This is a genomic window from Pseudomonas sp. PSB18 (assembly GCF_014596565.1).
Classification (GTDB): Bacteria; Pseudomonadota; Gammaproteobacteria; order Pseudomonadales; family Pseudomonadaceae; genus Aquipseudomonas.
Genome location: NZ_NOIN01000006.1, coordinates 382291 through 399032, shown reverse-complemented (window position 1 = coordinate 399032; position 16742 = coordinate 382291). Strand labels below are relative to the sequence as shown.

Here is a 16742-nt window from a genome sequence, read left to right as displayed (position 1 = left end):
GCAAAGTCCCCGCCTTTTTTCCGGTGGCTTTCCACCGCTGTGCCTTGAGGTAACGATGATAAATGCAGTAATTGCCGCGGTTGGCATCATGCTGGTGCTCAGCCTGTCCCGCGTGCATGTGGTGATCGCGCTGATTATCGGCGCGTTGGTGGGTGGCCTGACCGGCGGACTGGGCATCGAGGCGACGCTCAAGGCGTTCAACGCGGGCTTGGGTGGCGGTGCGACAGTGGCATTGTCCTACGCCTTGCTCGGCGCTTTCGCGGTGGCGATCGCCAAGTCCGGCATGGCCCACGCCCTGGCCGACAAGGCCCTGGCCCTGGTGGATCGCCAGGACGCCGTGGGTGGCTCCGGCATCAAGTGGGTGCTGATCGGCTTGCTGGGAGCGGTTGCTATCGCGTCCCAGAATATCCTGCCGATCCACATCGCCTTCATTCCGCTGCTGGTGCCGCCGCTGCTCTACGTGCTGACCAAGCTGCAACTGGATCGCCGGCTGATCGCCTGCGTCATGACTTTCGGTCTGATCACCCCTTACATGTTCCTGCCCGTGGGGTTCGGCAATATCTTTCTCAATGAGATCCTGCTCGCCAACATCGCCCGCAGCGGCGTGGATGTCAGCGGTATCAACGTCACCCACGCCATGGGCATCCCGGCGCTGGGCATGGTGTTCGGCTTGCTGCTGTCGTTGTTCAGCTACCGCAAGAAGCGTGTCTACGACCTGAAGAAGATCGCCCGGGTCGAGCAGGTGGCGGTGTGTTACAACCCGATGAGCCTGATGGTGGCGGGGCTCGCCGTGGCGGCGGCGTTCGCGATTCAGTTGCTGGTGGATTCGATGATCATCGGCGCCCTGGTCGGCTTCCTGATTTTCTCGCTGTCGGGGGTGGTGCGTTGGCGCGAGACCGACGACCTGTTCACCGAAGGCATGAAAATGATGGCGATGATCGGCTTCATCATGATCGCCGCTTCGGGGTTTGCCGAGGTGATGAAAGCCACCGGTGAAGTCCAGAGCCTGGTGGAAACCTCGGCAGCGTGGATCGGCCACAGCAAGGGCATCGGTGTGCTGATGATGTTGCTGGTGGGCTTGTTGGTGACCATGGGCATCGGCTCGTCGTTCTCCACCGTACCGATCCTGGCGACGATTTTCGTGCCGCTGTGCCTGCAGTTGGGCTTCAGCCCGCTGGCGATCGTGTGCATCGTCGGCACCGCCGGCGCCCTGGGCGATGCGGGCTCGCCCGCCTCGGACTCGACCCTCGGTCCGACCTCCGGCCTGAATATCGACGGCCAGCACCACCATATCTGGGACACCGTGGTCCCGACCTTCATCCACTACAACCTGCCGTTGCTGGCGTTTGGTTGGGTGGCGGCGATGGTGCTGTAGTCCGAAAACCGAGTCGCTTCCGTCGCGAGCAGGCTCGCTCCCACCTGGAATGCATTTCCCTGTGGGAGCGAGCCTGCTCGCGATTGCATTTGAGATTGCCCTACAGTTTTCCCCCCGCTTGCCGTTAATACAGCTAACCACGCCAATAACACCAACAAGAGTGACCAGCATGCGCCTGAGCCTGAAGGCTAAAGTCCTGTCCCTGGCAGTATTGCCGGTACTGTTGTCTGCGGGGATCATCAGCCTGACCACGGCCTTCATCCTGCAGGAGCAGGCCGATAAAGAGGTCCAGCAGACCCGCGAACGTTTGCTCGCCGATGCCAAGGCGACGCTGCAGAGCTACGTGGCGGTGGGTCTGACCGCCATCAAGCCGCTGTACGATGCGGCCGCTCCCGGTGATAACGCGGCGCGGGCCGAAGCCATCAAGCTGCTGTCGAGCATCAGTTACGGCAAGGACGGCTACTTCTTCGGCTACGACTCCGAAACCGTTCGCCTGTTCAAGGCCAACAGCCCCGACGGCGTGGGCAAGAGTTTCAAGGACAACCGCGACCCGAACGGTGTCTACGTCAACCGTGACCTGGTGAAAGTCGCCAAGGACGGGACCCACTATCTCGAATACAGCTCGCCACTGCCCAACAGCAAGGACCTGGTGCCCAAACTCGGTTACACCGAATACCTGTCCAAGTGGGACATGGCGGTCGGCAGCTCGGTCAATCTGGACGGCATCGAAGCCCAGGTAGCGCTGGTGGAGGCCAAGGTCCATGAGCGTGTGCAAGGCGTGATACTGAGCATTATCGGCATCGCCGCCGTGGTGTTGCTGGTGATTGCGGTGGTGGGGGTGCTGCTGGCCAACACCATCCTGCGACCTTTGCACTTGATGAAAGACAACCTTGATGACATCGCGGCGGGCGAGGGCGACCTGACCCGGCGCCTGGCGATCACCAGCCAGGACGAACTCGGCCAACTGGCCGGCTCGTTCAACCGCTTCGTCGACAAGATCCATGGCCTGGTGCGGCAGATCACCGACATGACCTCGCAACTGACCGGGCTGGTGACCCAGGTCTCCGAGCAGGCCCAACGTTCCGAGCAGGCCATGGAGCGCCAGCGCCACGAAACCGACCAGGTCGCCACGGCGATCAACGAGATGTCGTCCGCCGCTCAGGAAGTGGCCCGTAGCGCCCAGGGCGCCGCGGTAGCCGCCCAGCAGACCGACGAAGAAGGCCAGTCTGCCAAGCGAGTGGTGGCCGGCAGCATCCAACAGATTCATGCACTGGTGAACGACATTCGCAGCAGTGGCGTGTCCCTGGACAGCCTGCAACAGGACGTGGCTTCGATTGTCAGCGTACTCGGAGTGATCCGTTCGATCGCCGAGCAGACCAACCTGCTGGCCCTCAACGCGGCCATCGAGGCGGCGCGTGCCGGGGAGGCGGGGCGTGGCTTCGCGGTGGTGGCCGATGAAGTGCGTGCCCTGGCCAGTCGGACCCAGCAGAGCACCCAGGAAATCCAGGGCATGATCGACCGTCTGCAATCGGGTACCCATGCGGCGGTGGAAGCGATGCGTCGTTCCAGTGAGGCCGGTGACGGCACGTCGGTTCGGGCCAACGAGGCGGGAGCGTCCCTGGACACCATGGCGCAGTTGATCGGCACCATCAACTCGATGAACGCCCAGATCGCCAGCGCCGCGGAAGAGCAGACCGCGGTGGCCGAGGAAATCAACCGCAGCGTGCATCAGATTGCCGTGGCGGTGGACAGCGTGGCCGACGAAACCCAACTCGGTGCCCAGACCTCCCGCAGCCTGAATGAGCTGGGCCAGCGCCTGGGCAAACTGGTCGGACAGTTCCGGATCTGACGACCAGGAGCTGCCGAAGGCTGCGATCTTCCGCTTCCGATCCAGATGTCTTCGCCTGGAATACCAGGCCCTATCGGGAAAGGAGGATCGCAGCCTTCGGCAGTTCCTGTCGCGATCCATTGGTCAACACCCATCCCTGTTGGAATGGTGAGCCCGTTAACATTCATGACTGACCCACCGCTATCGCGAGCAGGCTCGCTCCCACAAGGGATCGGTGGTGACACGCAGGTATCAGATTAAGCCCGGACCCTGTGGGAGCGAGCCCGCTCGCGATAGCAGTGGTTCAGTTGGCAAGGATGCCAACTGCCAAGCCCGCCCGTCCTATGGCTCGCGCACATCCCGCATCAACAACCCGAACCGCAGGTCCACCGCATCCGGTATCGGCACGTACACCACATGCCCGTCTCCCGGCGCGACGTCGATGCCCTGGCCTTTCACGTCCTGCAGTTGATGCAGGTCGAAGTGGAAATTGCCCTTGGGCGTCATCAATTCCATGTGGTCGCCCAGCTCGAAGCGGTTCTTGACCCGCACTTCGGCGAGGCGTTCGCGCCGCTCACCGGTGAGTTCGCCGACGAACTGCTGGCGCTCCGAGACTGAGCTGCCGTTCTGGTAGTTCTGATATTCATCATGCACATGCCGGCGCAGGAAGCCCTCGGTGTATCCGCGCTGGGCCAGTGACTCCAGATCGGTCATCAGGCCGCGGTCGAATGTGCGGCCGGCCACGGCGTCATCAATCGCCTGCCGATACACCTGGGTGGTGCGTGCGCAATAGAAGTGCGACTTGGTCCGGCCTTCGATTTTCAGGGAGTGCACGCCCATGCGGGTCAACCGCTCCACATGCTGCACGGCCCGCAGATCCTTGGCGTTCATGATGTAGGTGCCATGTTCGTCCTCGAACGCCGGCATGGACTCGTCCGGACGATTGGCTTCCTGGAGCAGGAACACCTGGTCGGTGGGCGCGCCGAGGCCGAGGGTGGGGTCGGGTTGATAGCGCTGCACGATGTCGCCCACCGCGTTTTCCACCGCTGGCTGGGCCGAGTATTTCCAGCGACAGGCGTTGGTGCAACTGCCCTGGTTGGCGTCGCGCCGATTCAAGTAGCCCGACAACAGGCAGCGTCCGGAATAGGCCATGCACAGGGCCCCGTGGACGAACACTTCCAGCTCCATGGCCGGCACTTGCTGGCGGATCTCGGCGATTTCTTCCAAAGACAGTTCCCGGGAAAGAATGATCCGGCTCAGGCCCTGCTGCTGCCAGAACTCGACGCTCGCCCAGTTCACTGTGTTGGCCTGCACCGACAGATGAATCGGCATCTGCGGGAAATGCCGTCGCACCAGCATGATCAGCCCCGGATCGGACATGATCAGCGCGTCGGGCGCCATGGCAATGACCGGTGCGAGGTCCTTGAGGAAGGTGCGCAGCTTGGCGTTGTGCGGCGCAATGTTCACCACCACGTAGAAGCGCTTGCCCATGGCCTGGGCTTCGCGGATGCCCAAGGCCAGGTTGGCATGATCGAATTCATTGTTGCGCACCCGCAGGCTGTAGCGCGGCTGGCCGGCGTAGACCGCGTCGGCGCCGTAGGCGAAGGCATAGCGCATGTTTTTCAGGGTGCCGGCCGGGGCGAGCAGTTCGGGGGCTACGAGGGGCATGGTGGCGTCCGATCGCAAAAGGCGGCGAGGGTACGCCACGGTCGGCCAGGGGGTGTTGATCTGGATCAATGGGGCCGGTGAACGCAACGGCACTCCTGCGAGTCCCGACTGACTAACACTTATCGAGCCTGTGACATGGAAAGCAAATGAACCGAAAGAGCCTGCAATACAAATCCCAGATGCTGCTGTTGATCCTGGTCAGCATCGCTTTCATCTGGATCTTGCTGCCGTTCTATGGCGCGGTGTTCTGGGCGATCATCCTCGGGATTGTCTTCGCGCCGATGCAACGTCGCCTGCAACTGAAATTCGGCTGGCCGCGCAATGTCACTGCGCTGTTCACCTTGGGTATCTGCGTGGTCATCGCGATCCTGCCAGTGATAGTCATCAGCACGTTGCTGGTCCAGGAAGGCACGGCGTTATACAAGAGCCTGGAAAGTGGGGAGTTGGACATTGCCGATTACCTGGCAAGGTTCAAGGATGCCTTGCCGCCGTACTTCCAGCATCTGCTTGACCGTTTCGGCCTGGGTAACCTGAGCGGGTTGCGGGACAAGATCGTCAAGAGCGCCATGCAGGGCAGCGAGTTCTTCGCCACCCAGGCCTTCAGCTTCGGCCAGGGTACGTTTCAGTTCCTGGTCAGCTTCTCCGTCATGCTGTACTTGCTGTTCTTCTTCCTGCGCGATGGCGCGGAACTGGTGCGCAAGGTACGCGCGGCCGTTCCCTTGGCGGAACACCAGAAGCGCCGCCTGCAATTGAAGTTCAATCGGGTCGTCCGGGCGACCGTCAAGGGCAACCTGTTGGTCGCGATCACCCAGGGCGCGCTGGGTGGACTGATCTTCTGGATCCTGGGGATTCCGACGGTGTTGCCCTGGGCCGTATTGATGACCCTCCTGTCGCTGTTGCCGGCGGTGGGGGCGGGTATCGTCTGGGCGCCGGTAGCGGTGTACTTCCTGCTCTCCGGGGCGATCTGGCAAGGCGTTGTGCTGACGCTGTTCGGCGTGTTCGTGATCGGCCTGGTGGATAACCTCCTGCGCCCGATCCTGGTGGGCAAGGACACCAAGATGCCCGACTACATGGTGCTGGTCTCGACGCTGGGCGGCCTGGCGGTGTTCGGGCTGAACGGGTTCGTGATCGGGCCGCTCATTGCCGCCTTGTTCATTTCCTGTTGGGCCTTGTTTGTCGAAAGCGCGCCCCGGGTGAAATTACCCTAGGCGCTCAGCATGTAAGTGCCAATGCGTTGCGACAAAGCCTGGGCGGCGGGCAGTGAAGTCAGCGGGCCGCTGATGGTCACGCCGTCCTGGACCAGGTACCAGCAGGCCAACAGGCCACGTTCACGGAGTGCGGCGGGGACGGCGCTGCCAATGACAGACATGATTTGAATGTTGAGCATGGGAACCTCCATCTATCGATGGGGTTACCTTACGACTCAGCCGGCAAAGGGAAAAATCAACCGCTTCAATAGTGGGAATCGATGCCGCTCAATCGACCACCAGATCGAGCATATGCACCACTTCCCGTTCATTGAGCACGCCCTTGCGCACCAGATTCTCCGTCAACAACGAAAGAAACTTGGCAGTGCGATGGCCTTCCAGGTGCTTGAGCTCGGTCAGCACGTTATACACCTTGCCGGAGGTGCACAGGCCGACGATGCGGTGGGGATTTTGCGTGGGCATACCTTCGTCCTTGTTGTTATGAAGCTGTTGTTGACGGACAGGGCCAGCTTGCGGCATGGCCATGACGCTCATGTGACAGCTTGGGTTGGAGAAAAAGAAAGCAGGATTCAGACCATAATGCCTTTTTGGCGCCGGAATATTGTTCCGGTAGCGACCCTGGTGGGCCTTATACGGCCTCCGACACGTTTTTCGCCCACAAAAAAGCCCCTGGATCTTTCGATTCAGGGGCTTTTGATCTTGCTGTCTGGCTCCACGACCTGGACTCGAACCAGGGACCCAGTGATTAACAGTCACTTGCTCTACCAACTGAGCTATCGCGGAATGACGCGTATGTTACTGATTGGAAAAGAGAAGTCAAGCTTTTGGATGGTGGGCGGTGCGTTTAAATGACCGTGGGGTCCCCTCAACCACTTGTTACCGCTTCACACAGATAGCGCGCAAGCCATAGAACCCTTGTGGGAGCGAGCCTGCTCGCGATGGCGGCGCATCATTCAACATTGATGTTGGATGACCCTCCACCATCGCGAGCAGGCTCGCTCCCACAGGTTTTATGCGGGTTTTCAGATCACCTGAACAATCGCCTTGGTCACCGCATCGATGTTGTTCTGGTTCAGCGCGGCCACGCAGATGCGACCGGTGTCCAGGGCATAGATGCCAAACTCGTTGCGCAGGCGCGTCACTTGTTCAACGGTCAGGCCGGAATAGGAGAACATCCCGCGCTGGCGTGCGACGAAGCTGAAATCGCGGTGCGGCGCGGCCTTGGCCAGCATGTCCACCATCTGGTTGCGCATGCCGCGGATCCGCAGGCGCATTTCCGCCAGTTCGGCTTCCCACTGGGCCCGCAGCTCGGGGCTGTTGAGCACGGCGGCAACGATGCTGGCGCCATGAGTCGGCGGGTTGGAGTAGTTGGTGCGGATCACGCGTTTGACCTGGGACAGCACGCGAGCACTTTCTTCCTTCGACTCGCTGACGATCGACAGGGCGCCGACGCGCTCGCCGTACAGGGAGAACGACTTGGAGAACGAGCTGGACGCAAAGAAGGTCAGGCCCGATTCGGCGAACAGGCGCACGGCCGCGGCGTCTTCATCAATGCCATCGCCGAAGCCCTGGTAGGCCATGTCCAGGAACGGCACATGGTTCTTGGCCTTGACCACGGCCAGGACGTTTTTCCAGTCCTCGGGGCTCAGGTCCACGCCGGTCGGGTTGTGGCAGCAGGCGTGCAGCACAATGATCGAGCGGTCGGGCAGGGCATTGAGGTCTTCCAGCAGGCCGGTACGGTTCACGTCGTGGGTGGCGGCGTCGTAGTAGCGGTAGTTCTGCACCGGGAAACCGGCGGTTTCGAACAGGGCGCGGTGGTTTTCCCAGCTCGGGTCGCTGATGGCCACGACGGCGTCAGGCAGCAGTTGCTTGAGGAAGTCGGCACCGATCTTCAGTGCGCCGGTGCCGCCCACGGCCTGGGTGGTGATCACGCGGCCGGAGGCGATCAGTGGCGAGTCCTTGCCGAACAGCAGGGTCTGGACCGCCTGGTCATAGGCCGCGATGCCGTCGATGGGCAGGTAGCCACGGGAAACGTGCTGAGCCACGCGAATCGTCTCGGCTTCGACAACGGCGCGCAGAAGCGGAATGCGCCCCTCTTCATTGCAGTAAACACCCACGCCCAGGTTGACCTTATCGGTACGGGTGTCGGCGTTGAATGCTTCGTTGAGGCCCAGGATTGGGTCGCGGGGTGCCAATTCGACAGCGGAAAACAGGCTCATTAGTGCGCGGCTCTGAATGGAGTGTGGAGGGACGTGTGGCGCTCCAGCCGGATGCACTAGAGCGGTGCACAAACGGGGAGCTAGTATAGAGGCCATCACCGGACACGGCGACAGGCGATTCGGTTTTTACGGTAAGTATTTTCGATTTTTTTCGACCGTTAGTCCCTTCGCCGCGTCAAAGACTCCAAGGCGCGTAGGACGTTCGTCTTGAAAGCGAAGGCATTCACCTCCACATTGTCTGCATTCCAGCTTTTTCCTCGGGCGACAACAGTCGTTTCGGTCTTCCTCATTCCCGTCGCCTGGCCGACAGGCGTGAACCCAGGGGTTATGTTATGTCTGAATTCCAGCTAGTCACCCGATTCAAGCCCGCTGGCGACCAGCCGGAAGCCATCCGCCTGATGGTCGAAGGCATCGAGGCGGGACTGGCCCACCAGACGTTGCTCGGTGTGACCGGTTCGGGCAAGACCTTCAGCATCGCCAATGTGATCGCCCAGGTGCAGCGCCCGACCCTGGTGCTGGCACCGAACAAGACCCTGGCGGCGCAGCTGTATGGCGAGTTCAAGGCGTTCTTCCCGAACAACGCGGTGGAATATTTCGTCTCGTACTACGACTACTACCAGCCGGAAGCCTACGTGCCATCGTCGGACACCTTCATCGAGAAGGACGCCTCGATCAACGACCACATTGAGCAGATGCGGCTGTCGGCGACCAAGGCGTTGCTGGAGCGCAAGGATGCGATCATCGTCACCACGGTGTCGTGCATCTACGGCCTGGGCAGTCCGGAAACGTACCTGAAGATGGTGCTGCACGTGGATCGCGGCGACAAACTCGACCAGCGTGCCTTGCTCCGTCGCCTCGCGGACCTGCAATACACCCGCAACGACATGGACTTCGCCCGGGCGACGTTCCGGGTGCGCGGCGATGTGATCGACATCTACCCGGCTGAATCCGACCTGGAGGCGATCCGCATCGAGCTGTTCGATGACGAAGTGGAGAGCATTTCGGCGTTCGACCCGCTGACCGGCGAGGTGATCCGCAAGCTGCCGCGCTTCACCTTCTACCCCAAGAGCCATTACGTCACGCCGCGAGAAACCCTGTTGGACGCCATTGACGGGATCAAGGCCGAACTCCAGGAGCGCCTGGAGTACCTGCGCTCGAACAACAAGCTGGTGGAAGCCCAGCGCCTGGAACAGCGGACCCGATTCGACCTGGAGATGATCCTCGAGCTGGGTTACTGCAACGGCATCGAAAACTACTCGCGCTACCTGTCGGGCCGTCCGGCGGGTGCGCCGCCACCGACCTTGTATGACTACCTGCCGGCCGATGCCTTGCTGGTGATCGACGAATCCCACGTCAGCGTGCCCCAGGTCGGCGCGATGTACAAAGGCGACCGGTCCCGCAAGGAAACCCTGGTGGAATACGGCTTCCGCCTCCCTTCGGCGCTGGACAACCGGCCGATGCGCTTCGATGAGTGGGAAAGCGTGAGCCCGCAGACCATCTTTGTCTCGGCCACCCCCGGCAACTACGAGGCTGAGCACGCCGGCCGGGTGGTCGAGCAGGTGGTGCGGCCGACCGGTTTGGTGGACCCGCAGGTCGAGGTGCGTCCGGCGCTGACCCAGGTCGACGACCTGCTCTCGGAAATCAACAAGCGCGTGGCCATCGACGAACGGGTCCTGGTGACCACCCTGACCAAACGCATGGCCGAGGACCTCACCGATTACTTGGCCGACCATGGCGTGCGGGTGCGGTACCTGCACTCGGACATCGACACGGTGGAGCGGGTCGAGATCATCCGCGACTTGCGCCTGGGCACCTTCGACGTGGTGGTGGGTATCAACCTGCTACGCGAAGGCCTGGACATGCCGGAAGTGTCGCTGGTGGCGATTCTCGACGCTGACAAGGAGGGATTCCTGCGTTCCGAGCGCTCGCTGATCCAGACCATCGGCCGGGCGGCGCGTAACCTCAACGGCCGGGCGATTCTGTACGCGGACCGCATCACCGGTTCCATGGAGCGGGCCATCGGCGAGACCGAGCGCCGTCGTGACAAGCAGATCGCCTTCAACCTGGCCAACGGCATCACGCCCAAAGGGGTGTTCAAGGACGTGGCCGACATCATGGAAGGTGCCACCGTGCCCGGTTCGCGCAGCAAGAAGCGCAAGGGCATGGCCAAGGCCGCCGAAGAAAGCGCCCGCTACGAAGCGGAGCTGCGTTCACCGAGCGAAATCACCAAGCGCATCCGTCAGTTGGAAGAGAAGATGTATCAACTGGCCCGGGACCTGGAGTTCGAGGCGGCGGCGCAGTTGCGGGACGAGATCGGCAAGTTGCGCGAGCGGCTGCTCACTGTCTGAGTTTTGCAGTGGCCTTAAGGGCCTCATCGCGAGCAGGCTCGCTCCCACAGGGATTTGTGAACGCCACCCAGTGCGGGAGCGAGCCTGCTCGCGATTGAGGACGACGCGGTCTGACAGATGCACAAATCCCTTTGACTGGAGCCCGCCTACCATCGCCTGCTACCATTCGCCCCTTGTTTGATCTTCGCTTTTACCTTCTTTCCGAGACATGCCATGACCACCGTCCGTACCCGCATCGCGCCTTCGCCCACTGGCGATCCCCATGTCGGCACCGCCTACATCGCTTTGTTCAACTATTGCTTTGCCAAGCAGCACGGCGGTGAGTTCATCCTGCGGATCGAGGACACCGACCAGCTGCGTTCGACGCGCGAGTCCGAACAGCAGATTTTCGACGCCCTGCGCTGGCTCGGCATCGACTGGAGCGAAGGTCCTGACGTTGGCGGGCCGCACGGCCCGTACCGGCAGAGCGAGCGTGGTGATATCTACAAGCAGTATTGCCAGCAACTGGTGGACATGGGGCATGCGTTCCCCTGCTTCTGCACCGCTGAAGAACTGGACCAGATGCGCGCCGAGCAGATGGCCCGTGGCGAAACCCCGCGCTACGACGGCCGCGCGCTGCTGCTGTCCAAGGAAGAAGTCGCCCGTCGCCTGGCCGCTGGCGAGCCCCACGTGATCCGCATGAAAGTGCCGAGCGAAGGCGTCTGCGTGGTGCCGGACATGCTGCGTGGCGATGTCGAGATCCCGTGGGATCGCATGGACATGCAAGTGCTGATGAAGACCGACGGCTTGCCGACGTACTTCCTGGCCAACGTGGTCGACGACCACCTGATGGGTATCACCCACGTACTGCGCGGTGAAGAATGGCTGCCATCGGCGCCAAAACTGATCCTGCTCTACGAGTATTTCGGCTGGGAGCAACCGCAACTGTGCTACATGCCGCTGCTGCGTAACCCGGACAAGAGCAAGCTGTCCAAGCGCAAGAACCCGACCTCGGTGACGTTCTACGAGCGCATGGGCTTCATGCCCGAGGCGATGCTCAACTACCTGGGTCGCATGGGCTGGTCGATGCCGGACGAGCGTGAGAAGTTCTCGCTGCAGGAAATGGTCGAGCATTTCGACCTGTCGCGGGTGTCCCTGGGCGGTCCGATCTTCGACATCGAGAAACTGTCCTGGCTCAACGGTCAGTGGCTGCGGGACCTGCCGGTGGAAGAGTTCGCCGCACGGGTGCAGAAGTGGGCATTGAACCCCGAGTACATGATGAAGATCGCTCCCCACGTGCAGGGCAGGGTGGAGACGTTCAGCCAGATCGCGCCGCTGGCCGGCTTCTTCTTTGCCGGTGGCGTGACGCCGGATGCGAAGCTGTTCGAGTCCAAGAAGCTCTCGGGCGATCAGGTGCGCCAGCTGATGCAATTGATCCTGTGGAAGCTCGAAAGCCTGCGCCAATGGGAAAAGGACAGCATCACCGCGACCATCCAGGCCGTGGTCGAATCCCTGGAGCTGAAATTGCGTGACGCCATGCCGCTGATGTTCGCCGCCATTACCGGCCAGGCCAGCTCGGTGTCGGTGCTCGATGCGATGGAAATCCTCGGGCCGGACCTGACCCGTTTCCGCCTGCGTCAGGCCATCGATCTGCTCGGTGGCGTGTCGAAGAAGGAAAACAAGGAGTGGGAAAAACTGCTGGGCGCGATTGCCTAAGCGGTCATCAGGGCAGGGCATGCCCCGGTTTTCCGGGGTTTGTCGGTAAGTGATTGTTATCCCGGCAAAAAATTTTCAAATTTGTTGAAAATAAATTTGACAGCCCTCCGATACGCCCTTAAGATTCGCCCCGTCCTCAGCGATGAGGGGCTATAGCTCAGCTGGGAGAGCGCTTGCATGGCATGCAAGAGGTCGACGGTTCGATCCCGTCTAGCTCCACCAATTTACACTTCAAGGTCTGGCCACACCGGCCTTGAAGCGATCAACACTCAGCGTTGATCAGCAGTTAGAAGGGTTTGCGTCCCCTTCGTCTAGTGGCCTAGGACACCGCCCTTTCACGGCGGTAACAGGGGTTCGAGTCCCCTAGGGGACGCCAGTTTTACAGAAGCGATGTTGCAAGATGTCGCTCCGCCGCGAGGCGAAAAATCCGGGGCTATAGCTCAGCTGGGAGAGCGCTTGCATGGCATGCAAGAGGTCGACGGTTCGATCCCGTCTAGCTCCACCAATCGTCAGGTTCAAGGTCTGGCCACACCGGCCTTGAATCGATCAGTTCTCAGCACTGATCAAGCAAGAAGGTTTGTGTCCCCTTCGTCTAGTGGCCTAGGACACCGCCCTTTCACGGCGGTAACAGGGGTTCGAGTCCCCTAGGGGACGCCACGATTACCCGCTCTGCGGGATTTTATAAGGGTCATTCAATTCTTGAATGGCCCTTTTGTTTGTCTGGCGTTCAGCCAATTCTCCTATCCTCGAAAAAATATACAGCCGACCAGCGGATCGAGATTCTGCTTGCGGAAAATTATTATGCGAATAATATTGTGATCGTAATATTCGGAGGCAAACGATGAGCGATAAAAAAGCACAGACCCGTGAACGCATTATCAAGGCCGCCAGCGACGCGCTGATTCAGCGTGGTCCGGCCGAGCCGAGCGTGGGCGAGGTCATGGGCGCGGCCGGGCTGACGGTGGGCGGGTTCTACGCCCATTTCGAAAGCAAGGATGCGTTGATGCTGGAGGCTTTCAAGCAGCTGCTCGCTCGACGTCGCGGCTTGATCGCCGACATGGATGCCGAACTGACCGGCGAAGAGCGGCGCGCCCTGGTGGCGGCGTTCTACCTGTCGCGCAAGCATCGGGACTCCACCGAAAACGCTTGCCCGATCCCGGCGTCGATCGGTGAGCTGGGACGGCTGCCGGATCCGTTTCGTGAAGTGCTCAACGAACACATCGAGTTAATGGCCGCGCAGTTGGCGGCCAGCCCGGAAGACGCCGACAAGGCTCTCGCCGACATTGCCTTGATGGTCGGCGGTCTGGCCCTGGCCCGGGCGTTGGGCCCGGGAGAGTTATCGGATCGTGTGCTGCGCGCCGCCAAATCCGCGGTGCGGTGAGCTAAGGCGCAAGCCGTGGGAGAAGAGCGATGGACAGATTGAGCTGGATTCGTGGTGTCAACGGCACGCTGGGGCGGGTAGCTCCGCATTTAGTGGCGAAGAAGATGCGCGCGCTGTTCATGCATCCCCGGAACCTGCCGCCACGGGACTGGGAGTTGCCGTTACTGGCGAGCTCCGAGCGCATCACCTTGCGCTTCGGTCTTTCGGCCCTGCGCTGGGGCAAAGGCCCGACCGTCTTGATGATGCATGGATGGGAAGGGCGGCCAACGCAGTTCGCTGCGCTGATCGCGGCGCTTGTGGGTGCCGGCTACACGGTGGTTGCATTGGACGGCCCTGCCCATGGTCGCTCGCCTGGCCGTGAGGCGAATGTCCTGTCGTTCGCCAGGGCGATGCTCGAAGCCGCGGCGGAACTGCCGCCGCTGCAAGCGGTGATCGGGCATTCCATGGGCGGGGCCAGTGCCATGCTTGCGGTCCAGTTGGGGTTGCGCACCGAGACGCTGGTCAGTATCGCCGCACCTGCGCGCATTCTTGGGGTGCTGCGCGGCTTCGCCCGCCTGATGGGCCTGCCGCCCCAGGCGCGTTCGGCGTTCATTCGTCAGGTGGAACGCGATGTGGGCATGCGCGCCTCGAAGTTGGACGTTGCGCATTATCAGCTGGATGTGCCGGGGTTGATCGTCCACGCCGAGGACGACACCTCCGTCTCGGTCAACGAGTCGCAGTTGATTCATGAGGCCTGGTTTGACAGCCGTCTGCTGCGCTTGCCCCAGGGCGGGCACCAGCGGGTGCTGGCTGATCCCCGCGTCATCGATGGCGTGTTATCGCTGCTGGCCGGGCGCAGTCTGCAGGCACGGCAATCGGCCTGAGCATCCGGTACACTGCCCCGATCCACATTCGACCAGGAGAGGGGCATGGGCTGGGATCGGGCAACACCGTTCATCATTGATCTTCAAGTAGCCGCCGAAGACATCGACGGACTGGGCCACGCCAACAACGCGGTCTACGTCACCTGGCTCGAACGCTGTGCCTGGCGCCATTCCCAGCGCCTGGGGCTGGACCTGGCGGAGTATCGCCGGCTGGACCGGGCGATGGCGGTGGTACGCCATGAAGTCGATTACCTGGCGGCTGCCTATGAAGGCGACGAATTGCAACTGGCCACCTGGATCGTCGACTGGGACCAGCGACTGAAGATGACCCGGCATTTCCAGCTGATCCGCCCCAGCGACAACACCACCGTGCTGCGGGCGCAGACCACATTTGTCTGCATCGAACTTTCCACCGGCAAGCCCAAGCGCATGCCGCCGGAGTTCATCGAAGGCTATGGTCCGGCGCTGGCGGCCCATGGTGCATCCGGCGTCCTGGTCAACTGATCCACCGAGATCGCGAGCAGGCTCGCTTCCACAGAATCCGGTAGACTGCCGCACGTTTTTTCGTTGAGTGCGTTTCCCATGCAAATTGCCCTGGCGCCCATGGAGGGGTTGGTCGACAACATCCTGCGGGACGTCCTGACGCGCGTCGGTGGTATCGACTGGTGCGTGACCGAGTTCATCCGCGTCAATGACCGCCTGCTCACACCGGCCTATTTCCACAAGCTCGCCCCAGAACTGCTGACCGGCGCCCGGACCGCTGCCGGCGTGCCGCTGCGGGTGCAGTTGCTGGGCTCCGACCCGGTGTGCCTGGCGGAAAACGCTGCGTTGGCGTGCGAATTGGGTTCGGAGGTCGTTGACCTGAATTTCGGCTGCCCGGCCAAGACGGTGAACAAGTCCCGGGGCGGTGCGGTGTTGCTCAAGGAACCGGAACTGCTCAACGAGATCGTCGAACATGTCCGTCGCGCGGTGCCTAGGCACATTCCGGTCACGGCCAAGATGCGCCTGGGCTTCGACAGTCCGGACGGTGCGCTGGTCTGCGCCACGGCGCTGGCCGAAGGCGGGGCGGCGCACATCGTGGTGCATGCGCGGACCAAGACTGACGGCTACAAGCCGCCGGCCCATTGGGAGTGGATTCCCCGGGTCCAGGAAGTGGTCAAGGTGCCGGTGTTCGCCAACGGGGATATCTGGAGCGTCGAAGATTGGCGTCGTTGCCGTGAAATCAGCGGCGTAGAGGACATCATGCTCGGTCGTGGTCTCGTTTCCCGTCCGGACCTGGCCCGGCAGATCGCCGCCGCCCGCGCCGGTGAAGAGGTGGTGGAAATGTCCTGGGCCGAGCTGCAACCGATGCTTCAGGATTTCTGGGGACAAGTGGTCGACCAACTGACCCCGCGTCAGGCACCTGGGCGGTTGAAGCAGTGGCTGGCGATGCTGACCCGCAATTATCCCGAAGCGGTCGAGCTGTTTACCGCGCTGCGTCGGGAAACCGAGCTCGACGCCGTGGGCCATTTGTTGGGTGTGCAGCGCACCGAAGCGGCCTGAAAAAAATTTCGAAAAAAGCTCTTGAAAAGTATTTGGCGGCCCCTAGATAAGGGGTACGCGATGCCGAATTCGGGTCGCGGAGACAAAAAACCTTGCTGAACTTTTCAGGAGATTTGAATCATGAGTACTGCATTTTCGCTGGCCCCTCTGTTCCGTTCCTCGGTAGGCTTCGACCGTTTCAACGACCTGTTCGAAACCGCCCTGCGCAACGAACCGGGCAGCAGCTATCCACCCTACAACGTGGAAAAATACGGTGATGATGAATACCGTATCGTAGTCGCCGCCGCTGGCTTCCGGGAAGAAGACCTGGACCTGCAGGTGGAAAAAGGTGTGCTGACCATCAGCGGCGGTAAGCGCGAGGCCAGCAACGACAGCGTGACCTATCTGCATCAGGGCATCGCCCAGCGTGCGTTCAAGCTGTCCTTCCGGTTGGCGGATCATATCGAGATCAAGTCCGCCGGCCTGAGCAACGGTCTGTTGAGCATCGACCTGTTGCGGGTGGTTCCGGAAGAGGCGAAAGCCAAGCGCATCCCGATCAACGGTGCGCAGCAACAACCCGCGCTGCAGAACTGATGCATCGCCACTGAAAAAGGGCGCCGAAAGGGCGCCCTTTTT

At 61.6% G+C, this 16742-nt stretch carries 14 protein-coding genes, 5 tRNA genes and 1 pseudogene; 15 read left to right on the top strand and 5 right to left on the bottom strand.

The genetic code is table 11. From position 1 onward, the window contains the following. Positions 1–58 precede the first annotated feature (58 nt). From CGA22_RS17105 to CGA22_RS27520, 3 genes and pseudogenes are all read left to right on the top strand, one after another. Positions 59–1375: a Na+/H+ antiporter family protein gene (locus CGA22_RS17105; RefSeq protein ID WP_177329243.1), complete on the top strand. Its 1317-nt coding sequence runs from the start codon at positions 59–61 to the stop codon at positions 1373–1375. A gap of 49 nt (positions 1376–1424) precedes the next feature. Continuing rightward, positions 1425–2318, top strand: a pseudogene (locus CGA22_RS27525) (cache domain-containing protein); the annotation flags it as partial. Positions 2319–2402: 84 nt separating this feature from the next. Further along, entirely contained in the window at positions 2403–3224 is an 822-nt protein-coding gene (locus CGA22_RS27520) for a methyl-accepting chemotaxis protein (protein WP_373682455.1), read from the top strand. Positions 3225–3545: 321 nt separating this feature from the next. On the opposite strand, the gene yegQ is transcribed toward CGA22_RS27520, so the two are convergent. Continuing rightward, the gene (gene yegQ, locus CGA22_RS17095) at positions 3546–4871 is read right to left on the bottom strand and encodes a tRNA 5-hydroxyuridine modification protein YegQ (protein ID WP_041023768.1); all 1326 of its coding nucleotides are present in this window, start codon (positions 4869–4871) and stop codon (positions 3546–3548) included. Positions 4872–5017: 146 nt separating this feature from the next. On the opposite strand from yegQ, the gene CGA22_RS17090 reads away from it, so the two are divergent. Further along, positions 5018–6079, top strand: coding sequence for an AI-2E family transporter (locus CGA22_RS17090; RefSeq protein WP_041023765.1), 1062 nt, complete (start codon positions 5018–5020; stop codon positions 6077–6079). Here the strand turns inward: CGA22_RS17090 and CGA22_RS17085 are convergent. The 4 genes from CGA22_RS17085 to CGA22_RS17070 all read right to left on the bottom strand — a co-directional run bounded on the left by CGA22_RS17085 (position 6076) and on the right by CGA22_RS17070 (position 8298). After that, the gene (locus CGA22_RS17085; protein ID WP_024776482.1) at positions 6076–6258 is read right to left on the bottom strand and encodes a hypothetical protein; all 183 of its coding nucleotides are present in this window, start codon (positions 6256–6258) and stop codon (positions 6076–6078) included. The two genes, CGA22_RS17090 and CGA22_RS17085, sit on opposite strands and share 4 nt — an antisense overlap. Before the next feature lie 88 nt (positions 6259–6346). Further along, a complete protein-coding gene (locus CGA22_RS17080) occupies positions 6347–6541 on the bottom strand; it encodes a hypothetical protein (protein WP_024776483.1) in 195 nt (64 codons plus the stop codon). A gap of 245 nt (positions 6542–6786) precedes the next feature. Beyond that, a tRNA-Asn gene (locus CGA22_RS17075) sits at positions 6787–6862 on the bottom strand. A gap of 239 nt (positions 6863–7101) precedes the next feature. Then, positions 7102–8298, bottom strand: a complete 1197-nt coding sequence (locus tag CGA22_RS17070; RefSeq protein WP_024776484.1) for an amino acid aminotransferase — start codon at positions 8296–8298, stop codon at positions 7102–7104. A 332-nt stretch (positions 8299–8630) separates the two neighbouring features. Between CGA22_RS17070 and uvrB the strand changes: the two genes are divergently transcribed. From uvrB to CGA22_RS17015, 11 genes are all read left to right on the top strand, one after another. Beyond that, positions 8631–10646 (top strand): excinuclease ABC subunit UvrB, encoded by a 2016-nt coding sequence (gene uvrB, locus CGA22_RS17065; RefSeq protein ID WP_041023764.1) that lies wholly within the window; start codon positions 8631–8633, stop codon positions 10644–10646. A gap of 213 nt (positions 10647–10859) precedes the next feature. Continuing rightward, complete coding sequence (gene gltX / locus CGA22_RS17060; protein ID WP_041023763.1) at positions 10860–12341, top strand: glutamate--tRNA ligase; 1482 nt, start codon at positions 10860–10862, stop codon at positions 12339–12341. 146 nt (positions 12342–12487) lie between these two features. Continuing rightward, positions 12488–12563: transfer RNA gene (locus CGA22_RS17055), tRNA-Ala, on the top strand. A gap of 78 nt (positions 12564–12641) precedes the next feature. Further along, positions 12642–12717: transfer RNA gene (locus CGA22_RS17050), tRNA-Glu, on the top strand. A gap of 53 nt (positions 12718–12770) precedes the next feature. After that, positions 12771–12846, top strand: a tRNA-Ala gene (locus tag CGA22_RS17045). A 76-nt stretch (positions 12847–12922) separates the two neighbouring features. Further along, positions 12923–12998 (top strand) — tRNA-Glu (locus CGA22_RS17040). Between the two features lie 184 nt (positions 12999–13182). Continuing rightward, on the top strand, positions 13183–13722 hold the full coding sequence (locus CGA22_RS17035) for a TetR/AcrR family transcriptional regulator (RefSeq protein ID WP_041023762.1): 540 nt from the start codon (positions 13183–13185) through the stop codon (positions 13720–13722). Positions 13723–13751: 29 nt separating this feature from the next. Next, on the top strand, positions 13752–14585 hold the full coding sequence (locus CGA22_RS17030; protein WP_041023761.1) for an alpha/beta fold hydrolase: 834 nt from the start codon (positions 13752–13754) through the stop codon (positions 14583–14585). Positions 14586–14630: 45 nt separating this feature from the next. Then, positions 14631–15089 (top strand): acyl-CoA thioesterase, encoded by a 459-nt coding sequence (locus tag CGA22_RS17025; RefSeq protein WP_041023760.1) that lies wholly within the window; start codon positions 14631–14633, stop codon positions 15087–15089. 78 nt (positions 15090–15167) lie between these two features. After that, positions 15168–16127 carry a tRNA dihydrouridine synthase gene (locus tag CGA22_RS17020; protein ID WP_041023759.1) on the top strand — a complete coding sequence of 320 codons (960 nt, stop codon included), beginning with the start codon at positions 15168–15170 and terminating at the stop codon, positions 16125–16127. 120 nt (positions 16128–16247) lie between these two features. Next, a complete protein-coding gene (locus tag CGA22_RS17015) occupies positions 16248–16700 on the top strand; it encodes an Hsp20 family protein (RefSeq protein ID WP_041023758.1) in 453 nt (150 codons plus the stop codon). The last annotated feature ends 42 nt before the right edge of the window (positions 16701–16742 follow it).

Bases quoted from the DNA above. Each gene is read 5' to 3' on its own strand.
- CGA22_RS17070 (WP_024776484.1), bottom strand. From the start codon at position 8,298: ATGAGCCTGTTTTCCGCTGTCGAATTGGCACCCCGCGACCCAATCCTG.
- CGA22_RS17090 (WP_041023765.1), top strand. From the start codon at position 5,018: ATGAACCGAAAGAGCCTGCAATACAAATCCCAGATGCTGCTGTTGATC.
- yegQ (WP_041023768.1), bottom strand. From the start codon at position 4,871: ATGCCCCTCGTAGCCCCCGAACTGCTCGCCCCGGCCGGCACCCTGAAA.
- CGA22_RS17085 (WP_024776482.1), bottom strand. From the start codon at position 6,258: ATGCTCAACATTCAAATCATGTCTGTCATTGGCAGCGCCGTCCCCGCC.
- CGA22_RS17080 (WP_024776483.1), bottom strand. From the start codon at position 6,541: ATGCCCACGCAAAATCCCCACCGCATCGTCGGCCTGTGCACCTCCGGC.
- CGA22_RS17030 (WP_041023761.1), top strand. From the start codon at position 13,752: ATGGACAGATTGAGCTGGATTCGTGGTGTCAACGGCACGCTGGGGCGG.
- uvrB (WP_041023764.1), top strand. From the start codon at position 8,631: ATGTCTGAATTCCAGCTAGTCACCCGATTCAAGCCCGCTGGCGACCAG.
- CGA22_RS27520 (WP_373682455.1), top strand. From the start codon at position 2,403: ATGACCTCGCAACTGACCGGGCTGGTGACCCAGGTCTCCGAGCAGGCC.
- CGA22_RS17020 (WP_041023759.1), top strand. From the start codon at position 15,168: ATGCAAATTGCCCTGGCGCCCATGGAGGGGTTGGTCGACAACATCCTG.
- CGA22_RS17025 (WP_041023760.1), top strand. From the start codon at position 14,631: ATGGGCTGGGATCGGGCAACACCGTTCATCATTGATCTTCAAGTAGCC.
- CGA22_RS17015 (WP_041023758.1), top strand. From the start codon at position 16,248: ATGAGTACTGCATTTTCGCTGGCCCCTCTGTTCCGTTCCTCGGTAGGC.
- CGA22_RS17035 (WP_041023762.1), top strand. From the start codon at position 13,183: ATGAGCGATAAAAAAGCACAGACCCGTGAACGCATTATCAAGGCCGCC.
- gltX (WP_041023763.1), top strand. From the start codon at position 10,860: ATGACCACCGTCCGTACCCGCATCGCGCCTTCGCCCACTGGCGATCCC.